The sequence below is a fragment of the Lutibacter sp. genome, from assembly GCF_041596795.1.
Lineage (GTDB): Bacteria > Bacteroidota > Bacteroidia > Flavobacteriales > Flavobacteriaceae > Lutibacter.
In genome coordinates this window covers 1-11,885 of the sequence record NZ_JBFHHX010000103.1, presented here as the reverse complement: position 1 = coordinate 11,885, position 11,885 = coordinate 1, and the positions used below count along the sequence as shown (strand labels likewise).

The window sequence follows — 11,885 nt, the reverse complement described above, 5'->3', positions numbered from 1 at the left end:
TTTTCACCTCAAATAATACAAAATTCAGTTACCAACAAATCTATTGTTGGCGCCTCTATAAATTTTAACTTTTAATAATGAAAATAGCACTTTTAGGTTACGGAAGAATGGGGAAAACAATTGAACAAATTGCTTTGCAACGCGGTCATGAAATTGTTTTAAAAGTTGATGAAAATACCGAAAGTTATGATATTACAATTGCGGATATTGCTATAGATTTTAGTATTCCAAGCGTTGCTTTTAATAATATTACAACTTGTTTAAACAACAATGTGCCTGTAGTTAGTGGAACCACAGGTTGGCTAGATAAATTTAACGATGCAAAAGAATTGTGCAAACAAAAAAATGGCGGTTTTATTTATGCATCCAATTATAGCTTAGGTGTAAATATCTTTTTTGAACTAAATGAATATTTAGCAAAAATGATGCGTAATTTAAAACAGTATGAAATTTCTATGGAAGAAATTCATCATACAAAAAAATTAGACGAGCCAAGCGGAACCGCTATTACTCTTGCAGAAGGAATTATAAAAAATTCTGATAAAAAAAGTTGGGCTTTAAATGTAACAAATAACAAAACTGAAATACCTATAGTAGCAAAACGTATTGAAGACGTTCCGGGTACGCATTCCGTTGAATACACCTCTAATGTTGACACTATTGATATTAAACACACAGCGCACAGTAGAGATGGTTTTGCATTAGGCGCTGTTGTAGCAGCTGAATGGTTAGTTGATAAAAAAGGCGTTTTTACCATGAAAGACGTTTTAGGTATTTAATTAAAAAATTATAATTATGACAATGGTAGAATGGTTCATATTTTTCTTAGCAATTCAAGTAATTCACTTTTTAGGAACGTGGAAATTATATATAAAAGCAGGTAGAAAAGCTTGGGAAGCAATTATTCCAATTTATAATGGAATAGTATTAATGAAAATTTTAAAACGCCCAAGTTGGTGGATTATTTTACTATTTATTCCAATTATAAACTTATTAATGTTTCCTGTAATTTGGGTTGAAACTATTAGAAGTTTCGGAAAATATAAATCTATACATTCATTTTTAGTAGTACTTACATTAGGTTTTTATATTTACTATTTAAATTATGTTGAAAACGTAACCTATGTAGAAGACAGAAGTTTAAAATCTAGAACAGAATTAGGTGAATGGGTAAGCTCTATTGTTTTTGCAATTATTGCAGCAACAATTGTACACACCTATTTTATGCAACCTTATACCATTCCAACTTCTTCTTTAGAAAAATCATTACTAATTGGAGATTTCCTTTTTGTAAGTAAGTTTCATTACGGAGCACGAACTCCAATGACAACGGTTGCTGCGCCAATGGTACACGATTCTTTGCCATTTACAAAAATGAAATCGTATTTAAAAAAACCTCAACTTCCATATTTTAGAATTCCTGGTTTTGAAAACATTAAAAGAAACGAAATAGTTGTTTTTAACTGGCCTGTTGATACGGTTCGTTTTTTTAGAGATCATTCTAATATCCACGTTGATAAACCAATTGATAAAAAATCCAATTATGTAAAACGTTGTGTTGCAATTCCTGGTGATTCTTTAGAAATTAGAGATGGTTACATTTTTATTAATGGTGAAAGAACTGTATTGCCAGATAGAGCCAAAATACAATATATGCATAAGGTAATAACTAATGGTCAACAATTAAACGGCACAACTTTAAGCAGATATAACATTACCGAAGGAAGTTTTCAAGGAGACTTTTACATGTTAAATTTAACCGATGAAAATGCAGCCAAACTTAGTAAAAACCCAATTGTTACCAGTATAACAAAACTAATTGAACCAAAAGGAAATTATAGTAAATCAATATTTCCACATAATAGTCAATACCCTTGGTCTATAGACAATTACGGTCCAATTTATATTCCTGAAGCAGGTAAAACAGTTGAGTTAAATACTAAATCGTTGCCATTTTACAAACAAATTATTGAAGTGTACGAAAACAATAATTTAACGGTAAATGGAGATGAAATATTTATTAATGGAAAACAAGCAACCTCTTATACTTTTAAACAAGATTATTACTGGATGATGGGAGATAACCGTCATAACTCTGAAGATGCACGTTACTGGGGTTATGTGCCTTTTGACCACGTTGTTGGAAAACCTGTTTTTATTTGGTTTAGCTGGGATAGTAATGCCGATGGTATTGCTAATAAAATAAGATGGGAACGCGTTTTTACAACAGTTCATGGAACTGGAGAACCTGTATCTTATTTGTACTATTTTCTTGGCGCATTAGCTTTATGGTTTGGGTATAGCTCTTTTAGAAAACGTAAAAATAAAGAAGACTAACTATTAACTTTTAATTTTACCAATTATAAATCCATACTATTTGGATATATACATTGAAAAAAGCCAATGTAATGACTTTACTACACCCAACATTTTTTTCACCAATAATTCAATATGTTGGCATTGTACAATCAGCACAAATTTTGTTTGAAGTTGAAGATAACTTTCAAAAGCAGACATACAGAAACAGATGTTATATAAATACAGCAAATGGCAAGTATTTATTAAATGTTCCATTTCAACACACAAAAGGCATTAAACAAAAAACCAAAGATGTAAAAATTGATTACAAAGATAATTGGGTTGATTTGCATTTAAAAACCTTAAAAACAGCGTATAACTCCTCTCCTTTTTTCGAGTTTTATGTAGATGATTTAACTGCTATTTATAAAAAAAAGTTTACCTACTTATTAGATTTAAACCTAAAAACTCACCAGTTTGTTATGGATGCGCTTCAACTTGAAATTCCGTTTTCAAAAACAAATGAATATTATAAAGAGTTTGAAGGTTTAGACCTTAGACATTTGGTAAATGATTCTAAAAACAATGACTTTAAGTTAGATTCTTATTTTCAAGTTTTTGACCAAAACCATAAATTTATTCCTAACTTAAGTATTCTAGATCTTATTTTTAATGAAGGTCCTACTTCAGAAAGTTATTTAAACAACCAAAAGTTCCCGTTTTAATTTGGAAATACTTCGTTTTATAATACATTACGGAATGCACTTTTTGGTTCCTGCAATTATTGCATATCTATTCTTTAAAGAAAAATGGAAAAAGGTATATTTAGTATTTTTACTTACTATGTTAGTAGACGTAGATCATTTAATTGCAACCCCGTTATTTGATGCTAATAGATGTAGTATTAACTATCATCCGCTTCACTCCTACATTGCAATTACTTTTTATCTTTTATTTTTAATTCCAACAAAAACCAGAATTATAGCAATTGGATTGCTTTTTCACATGCTTACCGATTATATAGACTGCTTTTGGATTTAATAAAAAAAAATCCCAGAATTGCTTCTGAGATTTTTTTTAGTATTAATTATCTAACTAATTTTTTATACTTTATTCGTTTTGGCATTAAATCACCTCCTAAACGTTTTTTCTTATTTTCTTCGTAATCAGTAAATGAACCTTCAAAGAAATATACTTGAGAATCTCCTTCAAAAGCTAAAATATGTGTACAAATTCTATCTAAAAACCAACGGTCGTGACTAATTACAACAGCACAACCTGCAAAATTTTCTAAACCTTCTTCTAACGCTCTCAATGTATTTACATCTAAATCGTTTGTTGGCTCATCTAATAATAATACGTTTCCTTCTTCACGTAAAGTCATAGCTAAATGCAAACGGTTACGTTCACCTCCAGAAAGTGTACTTACTTTTTTATTTTGATCACTTCCTGCAAAATTAAAACGACTTAAATACGCACGAGAGTTTACTTGCTTTCCTCCCATTAAAATCAATTCCTGTTCATCAGCAAAATTTTGCCAAATGGTTTTTTCAGGATCAATGTTGGAATGACTTTGATCTACGTACGCAATTTTAGCAGTTTCACCTACTTTAAATTCACCTTTGTCTGGTTGCAATTCATTCATTATCATTTTAAAAATAGTTGTTTTTCCTGCTCCGTTTGGACCAATAACACCAACTATTCCTGCTTGTGGTAAATTAAAGTTTAAATCTTCATACAATAATTTATCGCCAAAAGCTTTTGAAACACCAACAGCCTCAATTACATTTGTACCTAATCTTGGTCCGTTAGGAATATAAATTTCCAACTTCTCATCTAATTGATTTTGATCTTGACTCATTAATTTATCATAATTAGCCAAACGTGCTTTTGATTTTGAATGACGTCCTTTTGGTGCCATTCTTACCCATTCTAACTCTCGTTCTAAAGTTTTTTGACGTTTTGATGCTACTTTTGATTCTTGTGCCAATCTTTTTGATTTTTGATCTAACCAAGATGAGTAATTTCCTTTCCAAGGAATACCTTCTCCTCTATCTAATTCTAAAATCCAACCAGCAACGTTATCTAAAAAGTATCTATCGTGTGTTACTGCAATTACAGTTCCTTTATATTGTGATAAATGATGCTCTAACCAATGAACAGATTCTGCATCTAAATGGTTAGTTGGCTCATCTAATAATAACACATCAGGCTCTTGCAATAACAATCTGCACAAAGCAACTCGTCTGCGTTCACCACCCGATAAATGTTTTATAGGCGTATCACCATCTGGCGTACGTAACGCGTCCATTGCTATTTCTAGTTTGGTGTCTAATTCCCAAGCATTGGCTGCATCAATTTTATCTTGTAAAACAGCTTGTTGAGCCATTAACTTATCCATTTTATCTGCATCAGAATACACTTCTTCTAAACCGAACATATCGTTTATTTTGTTGTATTCGTCTAATATTGCAACGGTTTCAGCTACACCTTCTTTTACAATATCCATTACAGTTTTTGTATCGTCTAATTCTGGTTCTTGAGATAAATAACCAACAGAATAACCTGGAGCAAAAACTACATCTCCTTGATAATTTTTTTCAATTCCAGCAATAATCTTTAATAAAGTAGATTTTCCTGATCCGTTTAAACCTAAAATTCCAATTTTTGCTCCATAAAAAAAGCTTAAATAAATATCTTTTAAAACTGGCTTATTGGCACCTTGATAGGTTTTTGTTAAACCAGACATTGAAAAGATTACTTTCTTATCATCTGCCATACATGTATTTGTTAAATTGTTTATGTTTATATTTGAGTAAAGCCTAATAGCTTTATAAAGCGTTAATTTTCAATAAAATATGTTATAATTTTTTAAGTCTTCAAACTTTTTAAATTTTAACACTTTATTTTTAATCTAACTTTACACTCTACCTTTTAATGCATTAAATACCCAAGCTATACAAAAAAATCCTATTCCAACTGTAGCAAATCCCCAACCTGCAACATCATCATATCTATATGCTCCCATTAAGATTAATATAACGCCCATTGCAATCATTAAAAAGGTTGCCCACGCTAAAACTGTATTTTTATTCATATGGCTCATAATAGTATTGTTTATTTAATTAAAAAATAAGAGTACAAATATCGCAAATATATTTGTTTTTATGTAACGTTAATTTAATATAAATAGTTTGTTAATTTAATTTTGCTAAACTTTTAGAAACATCTGCTACAAAGTTCTTTTTTAGTATTTTAGCAATATTCTAAAATCTAAATTCTTAAAAAATTTAAAATAGTTATGAAAAAAACCTCAGAATAACTTTAGTAAAATAGCACTTGCTAAATTTAATTATTACTTATAATTTCATTATTTTTCTAGTAATTTTTCCAAAATCACCTTCAAATAAAACTAATAAAGGACCTTTCCAATCTTCATTTAAATTAAATTCAATAATTCCGTTACCGCTACTCACACTTTCATTAAATAATTTCTGCCCCAAAGGGTTATAAATAACTACATTTACAGTATTACTTACATTGTTTAATTTAAATGACACCTTTTTATATGTAGGATTTGGATATGGTGAAGAAATATTATTTTCTGCCCATTCGTTTAACGATAAAGTATTATTAGATTTAATGGTATAAAATCCAATTGATTCTGTTGCATTTGTTGGATCTGTTTTTACAGCAGTTAAAGGCCTAGTTAAAGTTTTTGCCACCGTACCTTTTGAAGTTGCAACAATATAATATTCAATATCTGTATTACTAGCATTAATTGGCATATTTGCTGTAAAATTATCACTTGTTCCAACCCTATTCATTGTTACAAAATTTGGAAAATTTGTACTTCCAACAGTTTCACTTCCAGCAATTCTCCACATTATTTTTGCATTATCAATCCCATCTATATGTTTAATTATTGCTGTTAAGTTAAATGTATTTCCTGCATTTACTTCCTCTAAAGGTTGATGAACAATTAACAAAGGTTTTGCAACACCAATAGTATGTGTTATGCAATGAATAGCTCCACTTAATGAAATTAAATCTTCCTCATCTTCAACATCAATCCCAACTACTTTGTACCCAGGCATTAATTCTTCATATTTTGCAATAGCTGCTAAATTATTACCATTTACATAATTTGGCAATAATATTGTTTTATTTACAATTGTAGAATTACTGTAAGTACAATAAGAGCCTCCATTATTTGGATATTTATTTGTATCATCTTTTGGAGATTCAATCCATTCAATTTTATAAGGTGTTCCAAAAACAGATACTTTATCTGCTAATAATTGAGTGATATTTGCTTTTATTTGGGCTCCATCAGAAACATCATTTGGATATGAACTTACTAAAATAGTTTCTTCATCTAACAATTTCATGTGCATATCTATATGATGAATTCCATCATAAGGTAAAGTCTTCATTTTATAATAACTAGTTATACCCATATAACTATTCATTTCTTCATCTATTTGTGCCTCGTTTCTAACTTGTACTGCAAATCCATCTGTATCATCATTTTCATCTAAAACCAGCTCAGATGCAAACGCATTTCCCATTCCGTCAGACATAAAATTACCACCTGTATTAACCATATTAGTAATATAAACTGGAATATTTAATTGAGCTCCATGAGCCGATGGAACAGTATCATCATAAGTTCTATTTCTATTATATCTCCAATCTGCAAGTCCTAACTCACCTACATCATCGGTATAAATAGTATTACCAGAAAAATCACGTATCCAAATAGAATTTGTTGGAGTACTTAAAAAGGAAACATTAGATAAATCAATACCTTCACTTGTTAGTTTTGCACGAATAGTACTTTCAGTTACATTATAGTAAGCAATTAAAACTTTACATTCTAAAACACTGGCTCTAACAATTTCACTTAAAATATCATTGTAAGAGTTATTCCAAGATATCACTAAATATTCTACTTCCTCCCATTCTGCAGCTGTTCTAACCGATCCTGTAGGTGCCGTTGTAACTGCGCTACTTTTAAATTGAAAGCCTTTTACAACAAGTTCAGCCTTTTCTTTTTCAGAAAACCCTTTGGGAAGCACTTCCTGTTCTTGTGAAAAAATAAATTGAAAACAAAAAAATAATATAAATACTGGGGTAAGCTTTAATTTGGTTTGGGGTTTCATAATATACTGTATTTAAACATATACCAAAGCAATATAACAAAATTTCAGTATGGCTCAAAATAATAGAAATTAATATTTATTGAAATCCTTACTAATTTATAATCTTTTGTACTTTAGCAATACTAAATGTTATTCAAAAAAATGGACATCAACTTCAATAAAAATGAAGATTTTAACAAACTTCAACTATCTGAATTAAAAAAGAAACTGTTAAAAGTTTACAAAGGAGGCGGAGATAAAAACATTGAAAAGCACAAAGCAAAAGGAAAGCTAACTGCCAGAGAACGCATTGATTACTTATTTGATTCTAAAAACAACACTATTGAAATAGGCGCTTTAGCTGGTGATGAAATGTACAAAGATCACGGAGGTTGTCCATCGGCTGGCGTTATTGTTAAAATAGGCTATATAAAAGGAAAACAATGCATTGTTGTTGCAAATGACGCTACAGTAAAAGCAGGCGCTTGGTTTCCAATAACAGGAAAAAAGAATTTAAGAGCTCAAGAAATTGCTATAGAAAATAAACTGCCAATTATATATTTAGTAGATAGCGCTGGTGTTTATTTACCAATGCAAGATGAAATTTTTCCCGACAAAGAACATTTTGGTAGAATATTTAGAAATAACGCCATAATGAGCAGTATGGGAATTACCCAAATATCTGCTATTATGGGAAGTTGTGTTGCTGGCGGTGCTTATTTACCAATTATGAGCGATGAAGCTATGATTGTTGATAAAACCGGAAGTATTTTTTTAGCAGGTAGTTATTTGGTAAAAGCAGCTATTGGTGAAAGTATAGATAATGAAACATTAGGAGGTGCAACAACGCATTGCGAAATTAGTGGAGTAACAGATTACAAAGCTTTAGACGATAAAGATGCGTTAGACAAAATTAAAAATATTGTTGATAAAATTGGTGATTTTGACAAAGCAGGATTTAACAAAGTAAAAGCAAAAGACCCATTAGAAAACCCTGAAGATATTTTTGGAATATTACCGATATCAAGAAGTGAACAATATGATATGCACGAAATTATTAAGCGTATTGTAGATAACTCAGAAATTGAAGAATACAAACAAGATTACGGTAAAACAATTATTTGTGGCTATGCCAGAATTGATGGATGGGCAGTTGGAATTATTGCAAACCAACGAAAAGTAGTAAAAAATGCTAAAAAAGAAATGCAATTTGGCGGCGTTATATATTCCGATTCTGCCGATAAAGCAACCCGATTTATTGCCAACTGCAATCAGAAAAAAATTCCTCTAATTTTTTTACAAGACGTTACAGGTTTTATGGTTGGTAGTAAAAGTGAACATGGTGGTATTATAAAAGATGGCGCAAAAATGGTAAATGCGGTAAGCAATTCTGTAGTGCCAAAATTTACTATTATAATTGGTAATTCTTATGGTGCTGGAAATTATGCTATGTGTGGAAAAGCCTACGATCCACGGTTAATTGTTGCGTGGCCATCTGCAAGATTAGCTGTTATGGGAGGTGAACAAGCTGCCAAAGTTTTACTACAAATAGAAACCGCTTCTTTAAAAAAGAATGGCGAAGAAATTTCTCCTAAAAAAGAACAAGAAATTTTACAATCAATACAAAATAGGTACAATGCACAAACATCTCCTTATTACGCTGCTGCCAGATTATGGACCGATGCAGTTATTAACCCATTAGACACCAGAAAATGGATTAGTATGGGAATTGAAGCTGCGAACCACGCACCTATCGAAAAACAATTTAATTTAGGAATAATTCAAGTATAAAAGTGTTGTAAAAACAATTGGTAATATTTACATTTGCATCACTTAAAATAAAATTACAGTAATATTATGGGAAGAGCGTTTGAATTTAGAAAAGCACGTAAAATGAAGCGTTGGTCTGCTATGGCGAAAACATTTACCAGAATTGGTAAAGATATAGTTATGGCTGTAAAAGAAGGTGGGCCTCACCCAGAGAGTAACGCGCGTTTAAGAGCTGTAATTCAAAATGCGAAGGCTGCCAATATGCCTAAAGACAATGTTGAAAGAGCAATTAAAAAAGCCAGCGACAAAGATACTGCTAACTATAAAGAAGTTTTATTTGAAGGATATGCGCCTCATGGTGTTGCAATTTTAGTTGAAACAGCTACAGATAACAATAACAGATCTGTTGCAAATGTAAGAGCTGCTTTTAATAAATGTGATGGAAATATGGGAACATCCGGTTCTGTTGTATTTATGTTTGATCATATATGTAATTTTAGAGTAAAATCGGAAGATTTAAAAATGGAATTGGAAGATTTCGAATTAGAATTAATTGATTTTGAAGTTGAAGAAGTTTTTGAAGATGAAGATGGAATTTTAATTTATGCCCCTTTTGAACAATTTGGAGCTATTCAACGATTTTTAGAAGAAAACAATTTAGAAATTCTCTCATCTGGTTTTGAAAGAATTCCAACAACCACAGTTAAATTATCTGAAGAACAACAAGCAGATGTTGAAAAATTATTAGAGCGTTTAGAGGAAGATGATGATGTTCAAAATGTGTATCACTCAATGGAAATGTAAAACATATGCAATTAGCCGGTAAAAAAACTTCTGAATTAAAATTTGAAACTCCAAAGGAAGTTTTATGCCCAAAATGCAATAAAACAAATACCACAAAAGTTTCTGTAATAGGAATCTACAAGCATCTTTTTCATATTCCTTTTTTATCAAGCGGAAAAATTGGAACTTCTATTTGTGAAAATTGTAAACATACATATGAGTTGAAAGATATGCCGAATTCAATAAAACTTGCATATTACGAACTAAAAGAAACCGTTAAAACTCCTATTTGGTTTTATGCCGGTTTAATTGGAATAAAAACACTGGTTTTAATTAAAATATTCAGCAAATACGTTTAACCCTTTGTAGCACTTTTTTGCTATTCCTATTTTCAACTTTTTCTGTTTTTTAAATAATAGAACACTATTATTTAAATTTATTATTTAATCAACATTAAACAACACTTACAAACAACTAAATATCAACTAGTTAATTTTTATAATTTTACATTCAAATAAAATTTAGCATTTAAAAACCTGAAAATATTTAAGCTTAATTACTTTTAATATCCGCTGTATACTTTATGCAAAAGTTTTATAATATATAAATATATTTACTTAATTTGCATACGAATAAATTGGTTAACCAATTTTTCAAAGTACATCATATCTTTATAATTGTTGAAATGAAAAATTATTTTCAAAAACATATGCAATATTTTGCATTCTGTGTTATAATAATAGGTTTTATGTATCCTGCAATAGCTCAGGAAGTACCTTCTGATCTAATGGATAACTGTAACCAATGGAAAATTACATATCCTACCGGTGTGGAAGATAAAACATTATGCGGAGAAGCTAACAACGAGTTTTTTTATTTAAACGATACAAAAGATGCTATTGTTTTTAAAGCTCCTATTAGAACGGATAATGGCACTACGCCTAATTCTAGCAATATTCGTTCTGAACTTAGAGAACGATTAGCTGATGGTAGCGCTGATATTTATTGGACTACAGAAGGTTCACATATGGTGTACGTAAAACAAGCTATTTCGCATTTACCTATTAACAAACCTCAATTAGTAGCTACTCAAATACATGGAAATAAAGATGATGGTATTGATGATGCTATGGTAATGAGACTAGAAAATTCTCATCTCTTTTTATCATTTAATGGTACTAAACTTAGAAGCAATGTTACTATTAAAACAAACTATACTTTAGGAACCATTCATGAGGTTATTTTTTTAGTTGTAGATGGTAAGCATTATTGTTACTATTCCGAAGATGGAAATCTTTTAAATGCATATAATAACGGCACTGCATCTTCATATTTAGTGAAAGCCGACGGTAACGATTTTGTAATGAATTTAAATTACGACCAATCTTATTTTAAAGTTGGTAATTATACTCAAAGTAATGCTGATGAAGAAGGAAGCGATACTGATGATCCTACCAATTATGGAGAAGTTTTAGTGTATGATTTCTTTGTTAAACATGATGATGTTACCGTTACAGGAGTAAATATATCGCCATCTAGTAAAGATATTTATGTAGGAAACACATATCAATTATCAGCTTCGGTTACTCCTACAAGTGCAACAAATAACGGTCTAAGTTATAGTTCAAGTAATAGTGCAATAGCAAGTGTAGATTCAAATGGACTTGTAACAGCAGTTTCTGAAGGTAGCGCTATAATTACAGTTACAAGCGACGAAGGAGGCTACAAAGATACCTGTGAGATTAATGTTGCAGATGTAGCCATAATTCCTAACCTAGCTTTAAACAAATCAATAACAGGAACTGGTACTGTAGATGGTACAAACGTAGTAACTAACCTTGTAGATGGATTAACAACTACAAGATGGTCGGTTTCTGGATATCCACAAAC

At 30.5% G+C, this 11,885-nt stretch carries 11 protein-coding genes; 8 read left to right on the top strand and 3 right to left on the bottom strand.

The genetic code is table 11. The features are described 5' to 3' along the window. Positions 1-77 precede the first annotated feature (77 nt). The 4 genes from dapB (at position 78) to ABY298_RS11635 (ending at position 3,339) form a co-directional block, all read left to right on the top strand. Positions 78-779, top strand: coding sequence for a 4-hydroxy-tetrahydrodipicolinate reductase (gene dapB / locus ABY298_RS11650; RefSeq protein WP_372746231.1), 702 nt, complete (start codon positions 78-80; stop codon positions 777-779). Positions 780-795: 16 nt separating this feature from the next. Then, positions 796-2,337, top strand: a complete 1,542-nt coding sequence (gene lepB, locus ABY298_RS11645) for a signal peptidase I (RefSeq protein WP_372746230.1) — start codon at positions 796-798, stop codon at positions 2,335-2,337. A gap of 71 nt (positions 2,338-2,408) precedes the next feature. Next, complete coding sequence (locus tag ABY298_RS11640; protein WP_372746229.1) at positions 2,409-3,023, top strand: WbqC family protein; 615 nt, start codon at positions 2,409-2,411, stop codon at positions 3,021-3,023. A 1-nt stretch (position 3,024) separates the two neighbouring features. Next, complete coding sequence (locus ABY298_RS11635) at positions 3,025-3,339, top strand: DUF6122 family protein (RefSeq protein WP_372746228.1); 315 nt, start codon at positions 3,025-3,027, stop codon at positions 3,337-3,339. A 46-nt stretch (positions 3,340-3,385) separates the two neighbouring features. Here the strand turns inward: ABY298_RS11635 and ettA are convergent, their stop codons facing one another. The 3 genes from ettA to ABY298_RS11620 all read right to left on the bottom strand — a co-directional run bounded on the left by ettA (position 3,386) and on the right by ABY298_RS11620 (position 7,463). Beyond that, positions 3,386-5,077 carry an energy-dependent translational throttle protein EttA gene (gene ettA, locus ABY298_RS11630; protein ID WP_372746227.1) on the bottom strand — a complete coding sequence of 564 codons (1,692 nt, stop codon included), beginning with the start codon at positions 5,075-5,077 and terminating at the stop codon, positions 3,386-3,388. Between the two features lie 141 nt (positions 5,078-5,218). Further along, the gene (locus ABY298_RS11625) at positions 5,219-5,395 is read right to left on the bottom strand and encodes a CAL67264 family membrane protein (RefSeq protein WP_372746232.1); all 177 of its coding nucleotides are present in this window, start codon (positions 5,393-5,395) and stop codon (positions 5,219-5,221) included. Between the two features lie 262 nt (positions 5,396-5,657). Then, complete coding sequence (locus ABY298_RS11620; RefSeq protein ID WP_372746226.1) at positions 5,658-7,463, bottom strand: agmatine deiminase family protein; 1,806 nt, start codon at positions 7,461-7,463, stop codon at positions 5,658-5,660. A 141-nt stretch (positions 7,464-7,604) separates the two neighbouring features. Between ABY298_RS11620 and ABY298_RS11615 the strand changes: the two genes are divergently transcribed. From ABY298_RS11615 to ABY298_RS11600, 4 genes are all read left to right on the top strand, one after another. After that, positions 7,605-9,233, top strand: a complete 1,629-nt coding sequence (locus ABY298_RS11615; RefSeq protein WP_372746225.1) for an acyl-CoA carboxylase subunit beta — start codon at positions 7,605-7,607, stop codon at positions 9,231-9,233. Positions 9,234-9,299: 66 nt separating this feature from the next. Further along, positions 9,300-10,016 (top strand): YebC/PmpR family DNA-binding transcriptional regulator, encoded by a 717-nt coding sequence (locus ABY298_RS11610; protein WP_372746224.1) that lies wholly within the window; start codon positions 9,300-9,302, stop codon positions 10,014-10,016. Positions 10,017-10,021: 5 nt separating this feature from the next. Further along, a complete protein-coding gene (locus ABY298_RS11605; protein ID WP_372746223.1) occupies positions 10,022-10,354 on the top strand; it encodes a hypothetical protein in 333 nt (110 codons plus the stop codon). A gap of 326 nt (positions 10,355-10,680) precedes the next feature. Next, positions 10,681-11,885: polysaccharide lyase family 7 protein (locus tag ABY298_RS11600; RefSeq protein WP_372746222.1), on the top strand; the 1,205-nt coding region annotated here is incomplete at its 3' end.